The sequence below is a fragment of the Actinokineospora sp. NPDC051303 genome, from assembly GCF_055586285.1.
Genome location: NZ_JBVJIN010000029.1, coordinates 45,664 through 61,301, shown reverse-complemented (window position 1 = coordinate 61,301; position 15,638 = coordinate 45,664). Strand labels below are relative to the sequence as shown.

Annotated in this window: 13 protein-coding genes; 11 read left to right on the top strand and 2 right to left on the bottom strand. The window is 71.3% G+C overall.

Annotated features, from left to right (window positions below; genetic code table 11):
* Positions 1-170: 170 nt before the first annotated feature.
* Together ACZ6SD_RS21820 and ACZ6SD_RS21815 are read left to right on the top strand one after the other, a co-directional pair.
* A complete protein-coding gene (locus ACZ6SD_RS21820; protein ID WP_465318806.1) occupies positions 171-1,163 on the top strand; it encodes a mycofactocin-coupled SDR family oxidoreductase in 993 nt (330 codons plus the stop codon).
* Between the two features lie 44 nt (positions 1,164-1,207).
* Complete coding sequence (locus ACZ6SD_RS21815) at positions 1,208-1,762, top strand: nuclear transport factor 2 family protein (RefSeq protein ID WP_465318805.1); 555 nt, start codon at positions 1,208-1,210, stop codon at positions 1,760-1,762.
* A 55-nt stretch (positions 1,763-1,817) separates the two neighbouring features.
* Here ACZ6SD_RS21815 and ACZ6SD_RS21810 read toward each other — a convergent pair whose 3' ends face one another.
* Together ACZ6SD_RS21810 and ACZ6SD_RS21805 are read right to left on the bottom strand one after the other, a co-directional pair.
* Entirely contained in the window at positions 1,818-2,282 is a 465-nt protein-coding gene (locus tag ACZ6SD_RS21810; protein ID WP_465318804.1) for a nuclear transport factor 2 family protein, read from the bottom strand.
* A gap of 88 nt (positions 2,283-2,370) precedes the next feature.
* Positions 2,371-3,261 carry a LysR family transcriptional regulator gene (locus tag ACZ6SD_RS21805; RefSeq protein WP_465318803.1) on the bottom strand — a complete coding sequence of 297 codons (891 nt, stop codon included), beginning with the start codon at positions 3,259-3,261 and terminating at the stop codon, positions 2,371-2,373.
* Between the two features lie 183 nt (positions 3,262-3,444).
* Here ACZ6SD_RS21805 and ACZ6SD_RS21800 point away from each other — a divergent pair, with 183 nt between their 5' ends.
* The 9 genes from ACZ6SD_RS21800 (at position 3,445) to glgB (ending at position 15,555) form a co-directional block, all read left to right on the top strand.
* Positions 3,445-4,308, top strand: coding sequence for an oxidoreductase (locus ACZ6SD_RS21800; protein WP_465318802.1), 864 nt, complete (start codon positions 3,445-3,447; stop codon positions 4,306-4,308).
* 80 nt (positions 4,309-4,388) lie between these two features.
* Entirely contained in the window at positions 4,389-5,807 is a 1,419-nt protein-coding gene (locus ACZ6SD_RS21795; protein WP_465318801.1) for an MFS transporter, read from the top strand.
* Between the two features lie 178 nt (positions 5,808-5,985).
* Positions 5,986-6,453 (top strand): nuclear transport factor 2 family protein, encoded by a 468-nt coding sequence (locus ACZ6SD_RS21790; RefSeq protein WP_465318800.1) that lies wholly within the window; start codon positions 5,986-5,988, stop codon positions 6,451-6,453.
* A 177-nt stretch (positions 6,454-6,630) separates the two neighbouring features.
* Positions 6,631-7,197 carry a class I SAM-dependent methyltransferase gene (locus tag ACZ6SD_RS21785; protein WP_465318829.1) on the top strand — a complete coding sequence of 189 codons (567 nt, stop codon included), beginning with the start codon at positions 6,631-6,633 and terminating at the stop codon, positions 7,195-7,197.
* A 171-nt stretch (positions 7,198-7,368) separates the two neighbouring features.
* Positions 7,369-8,253 carry an ankyrin repeat domain-containing protein gene (locus tag ACZ6SD_RS21780; protein WP_465318799.1) on the top strand — a complete coding sequence of 295 codons (885 nt, stop codon included), beginning with the start codon at positions 7,369-7,371 and terminating at the stop codon, positions 8,251-8,253.
* Positions 8,254-8,295: 42 nt separating this feature from the next.
* Positions 8,296-10,308, top strand: a complete 2,013-nt coding sequence (locus tag ACZ6SD_RS21775; RefSeq protein ID WP_465318798.1) for a maltotransferase domain-containing protein — start codon at positions 8,296-8,298, stop codon at positions 10,306-10,308.
* Positions 10,305-11,999, top strand: a complete 1,695-nt coding sequence (gene treS, locus ACZ6SD_RS21770; RefSeq protein WP_465318797.1) for a maltose alpha-D-glucosyltransferase — start codon at positions 10,305-10,307, stop codon at positions 11,997-11,999. The genes ACZ6SD_RS21775 and treS overlap by 4 nt, the downstream gene beginning before the upstream one ends.
* The gene (locus tag ACZ6SD_RS21765; protein WP_465318796.1) at positions 11,999-13,417 is read left to right on the top strand and encodes a maltokinase N-terminal cap-like domain-containing protein; all 1,419 of its coding nucleotides are present in this window, start codon (positions 11,999-12,001) and stop codon (positions 13,415-13,417) included. The genes treS and ACZ6SD_RS21765 overlap by 1 nt, the downstream gene beginning before the upstream one ends.
* A complete protein-coding gene (glgB, locus tag ACZ6SD_RS21760; protein WP_465318795.1) occupies positions 13,414-15,555 on the top strand; it encodes a 1,4-alpha-glucan branching protein GlgB in 2,142 nt (713 codons plus the stop codon). Before ACZ6SD_RS21765 ends, glgB begins: the two co-directional genes overlap by 4 nt.
* Positions 15,556-15,638 lie beyond the last annotated feature (83 nt).

Genomic DNA, 15,638 nt, shown 5'->3' with positions numbered 1-15,638 from the left:
CCGCGATTCGCGTTCCACTCCAGTTAAACCGCGATCATCCGAACGCGACAAGGAAATCGGCCGCGATGGTGACATCAAGACGAAGTTAACGCGGTCGCTCTCAGCTATGCCCGTTGGTTATCGCAGCCGGTCTTGGACGCTGTCTCACACGCTGCGGCACGATTCAGTGCATGAGCGACATGACGGAATCGACGCCGCCCGCGGCGGCCGAAGGACTCAGCAGGCGCACCCTGCTGGCTGGCGCGGGCGTCGCGGCGGCCGGAGCGGTCGCCGCTGGCGCCGTCGGCCCGGGCGCGGCGCAGGCACAACCGGCCCCGGCCGAGGCCGCCACCGGCGGCGGTGAGCTGCGCGGCCAGGTCGCGCTGGTCACCGGCGCGGCCAGGGGCATCGGGCGGGCCACCGCGCTCGCCCTGGCCAAGGCGGGCGCGCACATCATCGCCCTGGACATCGCGGCCCCCACCGCGATCAAACTCGACTACCCCCTCGGCAGCGAGGCCGAGCTCAACGACACCGCGCGCAAGGTCCGCGCGCTGGGCCGCCGCTGCACCACGGTCAAGGCCGACGTGCGCGACGCGGCCCGCCTGCAGCAGGTCGCCGCGCAGGCGGTCCGCGACTACGGCAGGCTCGACATCGCCGTGGCCAACGCGGGCATCAACACCTACAGCCCGCTCGCCGACATGTCGCCGCAGCAGTTCGCCGACGTCATCGACGTCAACCTGACCGGCGTCGCGAACACGATGCGCGCGGTCATCCCGCACCTGGTGGCCCGCAAGAGCGGCTCGATCATCGTCGTGTCCTCCAGCGAGGCCCGGCACGGCGCCCCGCAGCTGGCGCACTACCAGGCCGCCAAGTGGGGCGTGATCGGCCTGATCAAGGCCGCCGCCACCGAGGTCGGCCCGAGCGGTGTCCGGGTCAGCGGCGTCGCGCCCACCGGTGTGCGGACTCCGATGGTGCTCAACGACGCCACGTACCAGTGGGCGGGCGGCACCGGCCCGGCCGACCTGGAGAAGGCCCTGCGCTCCTACAACACCCAGCCCGTCGGCCTGATCGAGCCAGAGGACGTCGCCGACGCCATCGCGTTCCTTGCCTCGCCGAGGGCGCGGTACGTCTCGGGCACCGTGCTCGACGTGACCGCGGGCGCCAGCACCCGCTGGAGCTCCTGACCCCCAGCGCCATCCCACGATCTGCGCGAGAACCGGAGAAAGGCATGCCCAGTCACCTGAGCCGAAGGTCCATCCTGACCACCGGAGCGGCAGCAGCCGCGGGCACCGCGTTAGTGGCGGCGGACGTGGCGGACGCGGACCCCGCCACGGAGTTCCGGCCCACCGACCTCGACCCGCTCGCCGTCACCGTCCAAATGGGAATCCTGTTCGACCGCAAGGACTGGGACCGGCTGCGGGAGCTGTACACCCCGCGGCTGTGGGTGGACTACACGGGCCTGGCCGGGGGCGAGCCGGGGATGCGCGCCGCCGCCGACCTGGTCGCGGACTGGAAGCGCAACCTCGGCCACCTCTCGGCCACTCAGCACCTGCTGAGCAACCAGGTCGTGCGGTCGCACGGGCTCAAGGCCACCGTCACCGCGGACTTCCTGGCCACCCACCGGCAGGGCCCCATGGTCGGCGGCGCCCTGTGGACCCTGGGCGGGCAGTACGACTACCGGCTCGACCGCACCGGGCGGGGCTGGCGGATCAGCTCCCTGGTCATGCGGCCGGTGTGGGAGTCCGGCGACCGGACCATCATCGGCCTGCCCGCGCAACCATGACCGGACGGACAAGCGGGGCGCGGCCACCACGGCCGGGCCCCGCTTTCCTTTCAGCTCAGGCGTACTGCAAGTCCGCCAGGGCGATCTTGTCGCCAGCGAAGGTGAACCGGTAGTGCGCCTTCCAGCCCGACGAGCCGGACGGCGCCCAGTGCACCAGCAGGTCCTGGCCGTCGGCCTTGGGCGTGATCTCCAGGACCTGGAGGGTGCCGCCCATCACCTCGTTGTCCGCCCACGTCCGAATGGCGTCGTGCCCGCTGATCCGCCTGCTCACATCGAGGATCTCGCCGTTCTCGGCGAACGCGGCGACCAGCGCGTCCAGGTTGTTCTGGTTGACCGCGTCCACGTACGCGCGGGCCTGCGCGGCCACATCGCCGGGCGTCGCCGCGACCACCCCGGCCGACGCCGACGTCGCCACGACCGATGATCCGCTGTCCGCGGGGGCGGCGGTCGAGCCGCCCGTGGCGCTTGAGCAGCCCGCCAGGGCTACCAGTGCGGCGGCAAGAACTATGCGCGTGTTCATCTACACCTCTCGGTTTCCCAGCCGTATTCGCCCTCAGCGTGCTACCGCGGGTGCGGAGGTGTCCAAGACCGCGTGCGATAACCGCGAGTTATTGATCGGCCGACAGTTCTCGCACGACCGCGGCGAAGTCGGCGACCAGCGGGTTCGCGCTGTTGGCCGGGTAGGCGAACGCGATGCGCAGCGGCGGGACGTCGGTGATCGGCCGCCAGGCCAGGTCGGGCCGGGCGTAGTAGGCGGCCATCGACTCCGGCCCGATGCAGATCGCCGCGCCAGCCGCGACGTGTTCCAGCATTTCCTCCACATTGTCGTTCTCCGGGCCCCATAAGGGTTCCGACCCGTCCGGCCGCGGGTTCACCGCCCACCAGTCCACCCAGTACTTGGGTGCCTTCCTGGTCCACACCAGCCGCTCGTCGCGCAGGTCCATGATGCCCACGGTGTCGCGCTTGGCGAGCGGGTGGCCAGCGGCGAACCCGACCATGCGCTCCTCCACCGCCACGATCTGGGTGTGCAGGCCCGTGGTGTCCGCGGGCAGCCAGAGGAACGCGACGTCGACCAAGCCGTCCTGCAGGGCGGTGACCTCCCCGCCCCAGTCGAAGCGCTTGGGCTCGACGGTCACGTCCGGGTGCGACTCGGCGAACCGGGTGCGCGCCCGGACGGTGAACGGGCCCGCGCCGGTCGCCTCGAACCCAACGCGCAGCACCCTGGCCTCGACGGCGGCCACGCCGCGGGCGGCGCGCTGCGCCGCCTGCCAGTCCGCGATCAGCTTCCTGGCCACGGGTAAGAGAGTGTCGCCCGCCGGGGTGAGCCGCACTTCTCGGCTGGTGCGCACGAACAGGGCGACGCGCATGTCGGTCTCCAGTTGACGGATCTGCCTACTCAGGGCTGGTTGCGAGACGAACAGGCGTTCCGCGGCGCGAGTGAAACTCAGTTCTTCCGCGACGGCCACGAAATAGCGGAGGACCCTGGTGTCGACGTCCATAGGGGGGTGGCTCCCTCGGTGGGCGATTTACTCGGTGCGCGATCTATGCGACCAGCGTATGGGCAGAGGTCTTGGACTTCGTCGGCGATTGGCGCTTTTCTTGACCAGGCAGGGCAATCGGTCCATGACCAGGAGGGGACCCGTGAGCGAACCGTTGACACAGCGCGGCCATGAGGCGGCGGCATGAGGGTCGTCCCGCCACCGGCCGCAGCGCGACCCCGCGTGTGGTTCATCACCGGCACTTCGTCAGGTCTGGGCAGGGCGCTCGCGGAGAACGCGCTCGCGGCGGGCGACACCGTCGTGGCCACCGCGCGCCGCGTCGAAACCCTCGCCGAACTCACCGCCATCGCTCCCGACCGGGTGACACCGCTGCGGCTCGACGTCACCGACGGCATCGACATCGCGCACGCCGTCCAGGACGCGATCACCTGGCACGGCCGCATCGACGTGTTGGTGAACAACGCAGGCCACGGTTTCCTCGGCGCGGCGGAAGAGACCCCGGACGCCGAACTGCGCGACCTGATGGAGGTGCACCTGCACGGCCCGGTCGCGCTGACCAAGGCGGTGCTGCCGCACATGCGCAACCGCCGCTCCGGGGCCATCGTGCAGATGTCCAGTATGGCCGGACAGGTGTGCTGGCCTGGTTTCTCCGCCTACTGCGCGGCCAAGTTCGCGCTGGAGGGCTACTCCGAGGGCCTGGCGGCCGAGGTCGCCGCGTTCGGCATCAAGGTCCTCATCGCCGAGCCCGGCGCTTTCCGGACCGCGTTCGCGGGCGCCCCGCTGCGCATGGGCGCGGCCATTCCCGACTACCGCGACCAACTCGACCCGGTGCGCAAGCTGCTGCGCGGCCTCGACGGCGCCCAGCCGGGCGACCCGGCCAAAGCCGCGGCGGCCATCCGGTCCGCGTTGGACGCCGAGCACACCCCGCTGCGGCTGCCGCTGGGCGCCGACGCGGTGGACGCCATCAGCGAACGCCTCGACCGCGTTCGCGCCGAGCTTGAGCAGTGGCGGGCGACCGGTCGCGCGACCGACCTCGCGGCGAGCTGAGCTCTCCCCACATTCCCGCGGGCGCCTCCCGGGTGTCTTGTCCCCGGCGGCGCCTGCCCACGAACTGGAGCACACAACCCATGTCAACAGACCTGGACACGGTCGGGGCGGACACCTCGCCCGACCGCAAGGACAACCCGCGCTGGCTCGCGGTCATCGTGCTGGCCGCCGCCCTCGCCCTGGACGCGGGCGGTGTCGCCGTGGTCAACGCCGCCTTGCCGGTCATCGGGCAGGACCTCGGCATCGATAGCGCTGACCTGCAATGGACCATGACCTCGTACGCGGTCACCTTCGCGGGCTTCCTGCTTTTCGGCGGGCGGGCCGCGGACGTGCTGGGCCGCCGCAGGGTGTTCACCATCGGCGTCGGGCTGTTCACCCTGGCGACCGTCATGGCCGCCGTCGCCCCGTCGGTGTGGGTGCTGATGGTGGCCAGGGCGCTGCAAGGCGTCGGGGCCGCGCTGTCCGGCCCGTCCTCGCTGGCGCTGCTCACCGAGATGTTCCCCGAAGGCCCCCGGCGCAACCGGGCGCTGGCCGTGTACACCTCGGTCGGCGCGTCCAGCTTCAGCGCGGGCGTGGTCATCGGCGGCGTGCTGACCGACTTCTTCAGCTGGCGCGCGGTCTTCGTGTTCAACGTGGTCATCGGCCTCGCCGTGCTGGCCGCGGTGAAGTCGGTGCTGCCCGCCAGCAGGGGCAACCGGGAGCCGCTGGACACCATCGGCGCGACCGCGGTCACCGGCGGCCTGCTGCTCGCCGTGTTCGGCCTGAGCCGCGCTGGCCACGAGGGCTGGACCGAGCCGCTGACCTTGGGCTCGCTGGTGCTGTCGGTGGCGCTGCTGGTCGGCTTCATCGTCTGGGAGCTGCGCACGGCCGACCCGCTGCTGTCGCTGTCGATCTTCCGCAAGCCCGCGGTGGCCGCGGCGACCGTGGCCGCGGTGGTGTTCTTCACCGCCGTGCTCGTCGTGCTGTTCTTCGCCCCGCTGTACCTGCAGGGCCTGCTCGGCTACACGCCGCTGCAATCGGGCCTGGCGATCCTGCCCATGGGCGTGATCGTGGTGTTCAGCGCGAACGCCGCGGGCCGGGTCATGGCCCGCGTCGGGCAGCGTCCGCTGCTGATCGGCGGCCTGCTGCTGATCGCGGCCGGGGTCGCCCTGTGGGCGTTCACGCCGCTGGACGGCCAGTACTGGGCGCACGTCTTCCCCGCGGTGGTGGTGATGAGCGTCGGCCAAGGCGTCGCGTTCGCCGGGCTGACCGCGGCCTCGCTGACCGGCGTCCCCCAGGACGAGCACGGCGTCGCGGGCGGGTTGAACGTGACCGCGCAGCAACTCGGCGGCAGCGTCGGCGTCGCCGCCCTGGTCACCCTGGCCGCGTCGGTCAGCACGACGGCCACCCCGGAGTCGCTGCTCACCGGCTACCACGCCGCCTACCTCGCCGCCGTGGCCGTGCTGGTCCTCGGCGTGGTCGCCATCGCGGTGCTGCTGCGCGGCGCGCGGCGGTCCTGAACCACCTGACTCGGGACGGGTTTCCGCGCTCGCCTTCCGACCCCCAGGTGGGAAGCGCGGGAACAAGGCGCACAACCCCACTTCGCACGTGCGCCCTTCCCCGACTTCGGCCCGGAGGCTCCCCCAGCCTCCGGGCCGAGGGGCCCTTGTCCGTCACGGAAAAAAATGAGGAGCAGCGATGTTAAGACCGTCTCGGCTCGGTGTTGTCGCCCTGCTGTTGTCGGTGGCCGCGTGCGCGGGCCAGGAACCACCGCCCCCGTCCGTGCCATCTCCATCCGCCACGCAGTCCGCACCGGCCGCCGCACTGTCCGAAGAGGACAGAAAAGCGGCGCCGGAGGTGGCCCAGCGGTTTGTCGACGCGATCAACGCGGGCGACTCCGCCGCGGTCGCGGCCACCTTCGCCGAGGACGCGCGGTTCGACAGCGTGGGGCGGATCTACCCCTCGCGGGCGGACATCATGAGCCGCTTCCTCGACCCGGAGGTGATCAAGGCGGGCGGGAAGTTCGAGGTCACCGGCTCCCGCTGGAACGGCGACCGGTACGTGGTCGACTACCGCTTCACCACCGCAAGCGGCGGCCAGGAAACCTTCTACTACGAGTTCCTCGTCCGCGACGGCCTGATCCGAGACGTGATCGGCCGCTACTGACCCGGGCGGGAAACCTCCGCCGCCGCGCGCGGTGGCGGAGGTTCCCGTTCCCTGATTCGATCAACGCGGCGTGCGGCGCGGCGGGGGCGGCTAGGGTGGTCGACTGTGCGCGAGACAGCCGACCACCTCAGTGCGACCGTGAAAGCCTATGACGCCATCGCCGTCCACTACGCGGAAATGGTCCGCGGCGCGCTCGACAACTTACCGCTGGACCGGGCGATCCTCGCCGCCTTCGCCGACGTCGTGCTGGCCGCTGGCGCCGGGCCGGTCGCCGAACTCGGCTGCGGCCCCGGCCACATGACCGCCCACCTGCGCGACCTCGGCCTCGCCGCGTTCGGCGTCGATCTGTCGCCGGTGATGATCGGCATCGCCCGCGACACCTTCCCCGACCTGCGCTTCGACATCGGCTCGATGGCCGCCCTCGACCTGGCTGACGGCGAGCTGGCGGGCATCGTGTCCTGGTACTCGGTCATCCACGCCCCACCGCGCGAACTGCCCACGTACCTCTGCGAGTTCCGCCGGACCCTCGCCCCCGGCGGGCACCTCCTGCTCGCCTTCTTCGAGGCCGGGGACGGCTCGCTCGCGGAGTTCGACCACAAGGTCACAACCGCCTACCGGTGGCCGATCGACGACCTGGCCGCACTGACCGCCGACGCCGGGTTCACCGAACTCGCCAGACTGCTGCGCGAACCCGGCCCGGACGAGCGGTTCCGCCGCGGTCATCTGCTGCTGCGCCGGACCTAGCGCGCACCTGAAGCCGCGCTACTCGCCCGCGCCGCCGAAAGTCGGCGATTCGCGGGATTCTCCACGCGTTTACGGCCAGTTGCCGCAGTAGCGGGGTGTTCCTGGCCGGTGCGGTGCGCCGCTGTCAGCCTGGAAGCAAGGGGATTTTCCCTTTGTGGAAAGGAAACACGCATGGAAACCCGAAGGGCGCGGGAAACCCTCGACGGTTGGCTCGGCGCCTACGTCCGCGGCGATGTGGGCGCGGTCGCGGCGGGGCTGTCGCCGTCGGTTGTGCTGGAACTGCCCGCCGACCGGTGGAACGCGGTGATCCCGTATCTGGGCACGCATGTCGGTGTGCACGAGGTGGCCGAGGCGTTTCGGACGCGGGACCAGGTCACCGAGGTCCTGGACCGCTCGGTGCGCGGGCTGGTGGTGGACGGCGGCGCGGCGTGCGCGGTGGTGCACACCAAGGGCAGGCACACCCGGACGAAGATGATCTTCGAGACCGAGGAGATGCACCGGCTGACGCTGTCCGACGCGGGCAAGATCACCCACTGGAAGGTCTACCGCGACCCGAACACCGAGGTCAACGCCTTCACCGCGGACCGTGAGCAGCGGCTGTTCGCCGCCGCGGCGCGGGGGGAGCGGGCTGAGGTCGCCGAGTTGCTGCGCTTCGGCGGCGACCCGAACCGGCGCGACGCCGAGACCGGGCTGACCCCGCTGATCGCCGCCGCCGACCGGGGGGACGACACCCTCGTCCGCACGCTAATCGCGGGCGGGGCCGACGTCCTGGCCACCGACCGCGCCGGGCAGACCGCGCTGCACAAGGCCGCCGAGCAGGGCAGCGCCGAGGTGGCGCGCGCCCTGCTGCGCGCCGGGGCCGTCGTGGACGCCCCCGTCGCCACGACCGGGCAGACGCCGCTGCACGTCGCCGTGCGGCACGGCAACGCCGAGGTGGCTCGCGTCCTGCTTGGCGCGGGCGCGCGTCCCGACCTGGCCGACCACCTCGGCCGCACGCCGTCGGACCTGGCGCGCGACCTGCTCGCGCCGGAGGTCTTCAGTGGACTGTTCAGCTGAGCGGCGGACCGGCATGCGAGACATCACGAGGGGAGCGAAGACGTGAGCGGGCGACTGGTGGTCGACGACGTCTCACCGGAGATCAGCTCAGGCCGCCACCCGGCGAAAGCGGTTGTCGGAGAACACATTCCCGTGTCGGCGACGGTGTGGCGGGAGGGCCACGACGCGGTCGCGGCGACGCTGGTGTGGCGTGGGCCGGACCGGGCCGCCGCCGAGATTCGGATGGCGCCCGGGGCGGACGGGACGGACCGGTGGCACGCGACGGCGGTGCCCGACCAGGAGGGTGAGTGGACATTCCGGGTGGACGCCTGGAGCGACCCGTGGACCACCTGGCGGCACGCGGTGGCGGCCAAGCTCGCCGCGGGGCAGGGCGCCGGGGAGCTGGACAACGACCTGGTGGCGGGCGCCGCGCTGCTCGACCGCGCGGCCCGGCGCCACGCGCGCCGCGCCGACCGCCCACTGCTGCGGGCGGCGGCCGTGGCCCTGCGCCGCGCGGATTACCCGCTGGTGCAACGGGTCGAGCCCGCGCTGTCGGCGGCGGTCGGCAAGATCATGCACGACACCCCGGTGCGGGAGCTGATCACCCGAGGCGCGACGCACCGGATCTGGGTCGACCGGGAACCGGCGCGGATGTCGGCGTGGTACGAGCTGTTCCCGCGCTCGACCGGCGGCGTCGACTCGCGCGGCGAGCCGGTGCACGGCACCTTCGCCACCGCTGAGGGCGAGCTGGACCGGATCGCCGACATGGGCTTCGACGTGCTGTACCTGCCGCCGATCCACCCGATCGGCGAGGTGAACCGCAAGGGGCGCAACAACAGCGTCACCGCCGAGCCCGGCGACGTCGGGTCGCCGTGGGCGATCGGCTCCCGGGCGGGCGGGCACGACGCCGTGCACCCGGACCTGGGGACCGTGGCCGACTTCCGGCGCTTCGTGGACCAGGCGGCGGCGCGCGGCCTCGCGGTCGCGCTCGACCTGGCGTTGCAGTGCGCGCCGGATCACCCGTGGGTCGTCGAGCACCCGGAGTGGTTCACCACCCTGGCCGACGGCACCATCGCGTACGCGGAGAACCCGCCGAAGAAGTACCAGGACATCTACCCGCTCAACTTCGACAACGACCCCGACGGGCTGCGCGCCGAGATCCTGCGGGTGGTGCTGCACTGGATCGACTGCGGGGTCAGGATTTTCCGCGTCGACAACCCGCACACCAAGCCGCCGGACTTCTGGCACTGGCTGATCTGGCAGGTCAAGGCCGAGCACCCGGACGTGCTGTTCCTCGCCGAGGCGTTCACCCGCCCGGCCCGCATGCACGGCCTGATGAAGCTCGGCTTCACCCAGCACTACACCTACTTCACCTGGCGCACCGGCAAACAAGAGCTGACGGAGTTCGGCGAGAGCCTGGTCGAGCACGCCGACGAGGGCACCCCGAACCTGTTCGTCAACACCCCCGACATCCTGCACGAGTCGCTGCAGCACGGCGGACCGGCGATGTTCGCGCTGCGCGCCGCGCTGGCTGCGACCCTGTCGCCGTCCTGGGGCGTGTACTCCGGCTACGAGCTGTTCGAGCACGAGGCCGTGCGGCCGGGCAGCGAGGAATACCTGGACTCCGAGAAGTACGAACTGCGGCCGAGGGACTACCGGCGCGCGCTGGCCGAGGGCCGGTCGCTGCAGCCGTGGCTGACCCGGCTCAACCAGATCCGGCGGGAACACCCTGCCCTGCGGCAGTTGCGCACCCTGCGCTTCCACGAGGTCGACAACGACGCCCTGATCGCGTACTCGAAGACCGACCCGGCCACCGGCCGCTCGGTCGTCTGCGTCGTCACCCTCGACCCGGACCGGCCGCAGGACGGCACGGTCACCCTGGACCTCGCCGCGCTCGGCCTGCCCGAGGACGCCCGGTTCACCGCGCTGGACACGGTTTCCGGCGAGAGCTTCGACTGGGGCGCCGCCAACTACGTCAAGCTCGACCCACGCCACGCGGTCGCGCACATCGTCGCAATCGGAGAACAGCCAGTCGGGGAACAGACAGCAGTGGCACAATCAGTGGGGGAACAGTGAGCAGCAGGTCGGCGCGGCCGCTTCCGGTCGACGGCGAGTGGTACAAGCGCGCGGTGTTCTACGAGGTGCTGGTCCGCGCGTTCAACGACGGAAACGGCGACGGCACGGGGGATCTGCGCGGCCTGGCCGACAAACTGGACTACTTGCAGTGGCTCGGCGTGGACTGTCTGTGGCTGCCGCCGTTCTACGCGTCGCCGCTGCGCGACGGCGGGTACGACATCGCCGACTTCCGCGCGGTGCTCCCGGAGTTCGGCACCGTCGAGGACTTCGTGCACTTCCTGGACGAGGCGCACAGCAGGGGAATCCGGGTCATCACCGACCTGGTCATGAACCACACCTCCGACGCGCACCCGTGGTTCCAGTCGTCGCGGACCGATCCCGACGGCCCGTACGGCGACTTCTACGTGTGGAACGACGACGACCAGCGCTACCCGGACGCGCGGATCATCTTCATCGACACCGAGACGTCGAACTGGACCTACGACCCGGTGCGGCAGCAGTTCTACTGGCACCGTTTCTTCTCCCACCAGCCGGACCTCAACTACGAGAACCCGGCGGTGCAGGAGGCGATGCTCGACGTGCTGCGGTTCTGGCTCGACCTCGGGGTGGACGGGTTCCGGCTCGACGCGGTGCCGTACCTGTTCGAGGAGGACGGCACCAACGGCGAGAACCTGCCCAGGACGCACGACTTCCTCAAGCTGTGCCGCAAGGTCGTCGACGACGAGTACCCGGGCCGGGTGCTGCTGGCCGAGGCCAACCAGTGGCCAGCGGACGTGGTCGCGTACTTCGGCGACCCGGCCGTGGGCGGCGACGAGTGCCACATGGCGTTCCACTTCCCGCTGATGCCACGGATTTTCATGGCCGTTCGCCGGGAAAGCCGCCTGCCGATCTCGGAAATCCTCGCCCAGACCCCGGAAATCCCGTCCGGGGCGCAGTGGGGGATCTTCCTGCGCAACCACGACGAGCTGACGCTGGAAATGGTCACCGACGAAGAGCGCGACTACATGTACGCCGAATACGCCAAAGACGCGCGGATGAAGGCGAACATCGGCATCCGCCGCCGGTTGGCTCCGCTGCTGGAGAACGACCGCGACCAGCAGGAGCTGTTCACCGCCCTGCTGCTGTCGCTGCCCGGTTCGCCGGTGCTGTACTACGGCGACGAGATCGGCATGGGCGACAACATCTGGCTCGGCGACCGCGACGGCGTGCGCACCCCCATGCAGTGGTCCCCGGACCGCAACGCCGGATTCTCCACCTCCGACCCGGGTCGGCTGTACCTGCCGGTGATCGCGGACCCGGTGTTCGGCCATCAGGGCGTCAACGTGGAGGCGCAGCTGAGCGCCACGTCGTCGCTGCTGCACTGGACCCGGCACATGCTGTCCGTGCGGCGCGAGCACCCGGCGTTCGGCCTCGGCGCTTTCACCGAGCTGCCGTGCGCGAACCCGAGCGTGCTCGCTTATCTGCGCACGCACCGGAATGAAGACGGGACTGACGATATTGTCTTGTGTGTCAACAACCTTTCCCGCTTCCCCCAGCAGGTTTCGCTTGACCTGGCCGACTACGCGGGCAGCCTGCCGGTCGAGCTGACCGGGGGCGTGGTGTTCGCGCCCGTCGAGGCCACCCCGTACCCGCTCACCTTGCCGGGACACGGTTTCTACTGGTTCGCCATCTACCGGATGGGAAACGCCTGATGAGCCTGATCGACCTTCCTGGGGACTTGCGGCCCCGACTGGAGCGCGCGCTGGCGGTGTGGCTGCCCTGGCAGCGCTGGTTCGGCGCGAAGGACCGCTCGGTCAGCGCCGTGGAGCTGGTCCAGGCCACGGAGCTGACCGACGAGCGGGCCTCCGGCGGCCCGCTCGGCCTGCTCGCGGTGGTCACCGTCCACTTCGCCGACGGCGCGGGGACCGAGCGGTACCTGGTGCCGCTCGGCCTGCGCGCCACCCTGCCGGACAGCCTGGCGGGCGCGGTGATCGCCGGGTTCGACGGGTGCGTGCTCTACGACGCCACCGGCGACCCGGAGCTGAACGCCCTGCTGCTTCTGCTGATCGGCAAGAGCGCGCAGCGCGACACTGTCCACTTCGTACCGGAGCTGAGCACCGGGTTCGCGGGCGCGAGCCGCCGCGGGCTGGTGGGCAGGCCGCTGGGCGCCGAGCAGTCCAACACCTCGATCCGGTTCGGCGATCGGTACCTGCTCAAGCTGTTCCGGCGCGCGACCGAGGGGGTGAACCCGGATCTGGAGGCGCACCGCGCGCTGCGCCGGGCCCGGTCCCGGCACATCGCGACCCTGCTGGGCGCGATCGAGGGCGAACTCGCGGGCCAACCGGCCACGTTCGCGATGCTGCAAACGTTCGCCGCGAACGCGACCGAGGGCTGGGCGATGGCCCTGGCCAGCCTGCGCGACCTGTTCGCCGCGCCGGACGCGCCAGCCGCCGCGGGCGCCGACTTCGCCGCGGAGGCGCGGCGGCTGGGCAACGCGGTCGCCGCGGTGCACGCGGACCTGGCGCGCGAGCTTGGCTCGTCGACCCTGGGGATCGGCGAGCTGGCCCGGCTGAGCCAGGACCTGCTGCGGCGGCTGGACTTCGCGCTGTCGGTGGTGCCGGACCTGGCGCCCTACGCCGATTCCCTGCGCGCGGCGTTCCTCGATGTCGCCGACCTGCCCTCGGGCGTGCCGGTGCAGCGGGTCCACGGCGACCTGCATCTGGGCCAGGTGCTGCGCACTCCGGCGACGTGGCTGGTCATCGACTTCGAGGGCGAGCCAGCCGCGCCGATCGCCGAGCGGATCGCGCCGCAGTCGCCGCTGCGTGACGTCGCGGGAATGCTGCGCTCGTTCGATTACGCCGCGCAGCACCAACTCCGGCTGTTCACCGGCTCGGCGGAGCAACTACGGCTCCTCGCCGACGAGTGGACCCGGCACAACCGCGACGCGTTCCTCGCCGGGTACGCCGAGGCGGCCGGGGCCGACCCGGCGGCGCGGCAGGCCCTGCTGACGGCGTTCGAGCTGGACAAGGCCGTCTACGAGGCGGTGTACGAGACCAGGAACCGGCCGGACTGGGTGGACATCCCGCTGCGCGCGGTGCGGCGGCTGGTGAGCCAGGAGGCCGTCCGATGACCGCCGAACTGTCTGTTGTGGACATTGGCGCGCCGGACCGCGAGCAGGTCGACGCGCTGGTCGCGGGCACGCACGCCAACCCGCACCGGGTGCTGGGCAGCCACCCGCGCCCCAGCGGCGCGGTGGTCCGCGCGCTGTGGCGCGGCGCGGAGTCGGTGACCGTCCTGGCCGACACCGGCGAGCGGTTCGCCCTCGGGCTGCTGCACCCGGACGGCTTGTTCTCCGGCGTGATTCCCCTGCCGCTGACCGATTATCGGTTCGAGGTCGTCTACCCCGGCCGAGTGGACGTGCTGGACGACCCGTACCGCTGGCTGCCCACGGTCGGCGAACTCGACCTGCACCTGATCAGCGAGGGCAGGCACGAGCGGCTGTGGGACGTGCTGGGCGCGCACCCGCGTGTGCTCGGCGGCGTGTCCGGCACGGCGTTCGCCGTGTGGGCGCCGAACGCGCGCGCCGTGGAGGTGCTGGGCCTGCCCATGCGGCGGCTCGACGCGGGTGTCTGGGAGCTGTTCGCGCCCGGCATCGGTCCGGGCGTGCAGTACCGGTTCCGGGTGCTCGGCGCGGACGGCGTGTGGCGGGACAAGGCCGACCCGCTCGCCTTCGCCGCCGAGGTGCCGCGCTCGGTCGTGCACGCCACCGAGCACCGGTGGCAGGACGCGGAGTGGCTGGCGGTCCGGGCGGCCACCGACTGGTCCCGCGCGCCGGTCAGCGTCTACGAAGTCCACTTGGGATCGTGGCGGCCCGGCCTGGGATACCGCGAGCTGGCCGAGGAGCTGGCCGAGTACGTGACGGCGCAGGGGTTCACGCACGTGGAGCTGCTGCCGGTGGCCGAGCACCCGTACGGCGGCTCCTGGGGCTACCAGGTGTCGTCCTACTACGCGCCGACGGCCCGGTTCGGCTCCCCGGACGACTTCCGGCACCTCGTGGACGTGCTGCACCAGCACGGCATCGGCGTGCTGGTCGACTGGGTGCCCGCGCACTTTCCCCGGGACGCGTGGGCGCTGGCCCGCTTCGACGGCGCCGCGCTGTACGAGCACCCGGACCCTCGGCGCGGCGAGCACCCGGACTGGGGCACGCTGATCTTCGACTACGGCAGGCCGGAGGTCCGCAACTTCCTGGTGGCCAACGCGTTGTTCTGGATCGAGGAGTTCCACATCGACGGGCTGCGGGTCGACGCGGTGGCCTCCATGCTGTACCTGGACTACTCCCGCGAGCACTGGACCCCGAACGTCCACGGTGGACGCGAAAACCTGGAAGCCGTGTCGTTCCTGCAAGAGCTGAACGCTACCGTCTACAAGCACCACCCCGGCGTCATGATGATCGCCGAGGAGTCCACCACCTGGCCCGGCGTCACCGCCCGCACCGACTCCGGCGGGCTCGGCTTCGGTCTCAAGTGGAACATGGGCTGGATGCACGACACGCTCGGCTATTTCGGCCGCGCCCCCGAGCAGCGCGAGCTGCCGGATCTCACGTTCTCGTTCAGCTACGCGTGGAGCGAGAACTACCTGCTGCCGCTCTCCCACGACGAAGTGGTGCACGGCAAGGGATCGCTGTGGCGGCGGATGCCCGGCGACGACTGGAACAAGGCGGCGAACCTGCGTTCGCTGCTGGCGGTCATGTGGGCGCACCCGGGGAAACAGCTGCTGTTCATGGGTTCGGAGTTCGGCCAGCGCACCGAGTGGTCGGAGTTCGGCCTGGACTGGGGGCTGCTGGACGAGCCGCTGCACGCCGGCGTCCACCGGCTCGTCGCCGACCTGAACGCCCGATACCGGTCCATTCCGGCCTTGCACACTCTGGACACCAGTCCGGACGGCTTCTCGTGGGTCGACGGCCACAGCGACGACCGCGGTGGCGTCCTGGTGTTCCTGCGGCACGGCGACGACGGCTCGGTCCTCGCCTGCGTCGCCAACCTCACCGCCACCCCACGCGAGGATTACCGGGTCGGCCTGCCCGCTGCGGGCGTCTGGCGCGAGGTCCTCAACACCGACGCCGCGGCGTACGGCGGCTCAGGCGTGGGCAATCTCGGCGCGGTGACGGCCGAGGAAGTCGGGCACCACGGCCGCCCCGCGTCCGCCGCGCTGCGGCTGCCACCTTCTGGCGTGCTGTGGCTGCTGTTCGACAGCTATTCGCATCGGTAATCCCGCCAGGTATTGGACCTGTCACGTTCGGCGACCCTACGTTCGGTGTCGCGGCGAATTCCGCCTCTCGATCGTGACCCTTC

What these genes read in the sequence shown, in the direction of transcription:
- ACZ6SD_RS21820 (WP_465318806.1), top strand. Translation starts at nt 171, where the DNA reads ATGAGCGACATGACGGAATCGACGCCGCCCGCGGCGGCCGAAGGACTC.
- ACZ6SD_RS21815 (WP_465318805.1), top strand. Translation starts at nt 1,208, where the DNA reads ATGCCCAGTCACCTGAGCCGAAGGTCCATCCTGACCACCGGAGCGGCA.
- ACZ6SD_RS21810 (WP_465318804.1), bottom strand. Translation starts at nt 2,282, where the DNA reads ATGAACACGCGCATAGTTCTTGCCGCCGCACTGGTAGCCCTGGCGGGC.
- ACZ6SD_RS21805 (WP_465318803.1), bottom strand. Translation starts at nt 3,261, where the DNA reads ATGGACGTCGACACCAGGGTCCTCCGCTATTTCGTGGCCGTCGCGGAA.
- ACZ6SD_RS21800 (WP_465318802.1), top strand. Translation starts at nt 3,445, where the DNA reads ATGAGGGTCGTCCCGCCACCGGCCGCAGCGCGACCCCGCGTGTGGTTC.
- ACZ6SD_RS21795 (WP_465318801.1), top strand. Translation starts at nt 4,389, where the DNA reads ATGTCAACAGACCTGGACACGGTCGGGGCGGACACCTCGCCCGACCGC.
- ACZ6SD_RS21790 (WP_465318800.1), top strand. Translation starts at nt 5,986, where the DNA reads ATGTTAAGACCGTCTCGGCTCGGTGTTGTCGCCCTGCTGTTGTCGGTG.
- ACZ6SD_RS21785 (WP_465318829.1), top strand. Translation starts at nt 6,631, where the DNA reads ATGGTCCGCGGCGCGCTCGACAACTTACCGCTGGACCGGGCGATCCTC.
- ACZ6SD_RS21780 (WP_465318799.1), top strand. Translation starts at nt 7,369, where the DNA reads ATGGAAACCCGAAGGGCGCGGGAAACCCTCGACGGTTGGCTCGGCGCC.
- ACZ6SD_RS21765 (WP_465318796.1), top strand. Translation starts at nt 11,999, where the DNA reads ATGAGCCTGATCGACCTTCCTGGGGACTTGCGGCCCCGACTGGAGCGC.
- glgB (WP_465318795.1), top strand. Translation starts at nt 13,414, where the DNA reads ATGACCGCCGAACTGTCTGTTGTGGACATTGGCGCGCCGGACCGCGAG.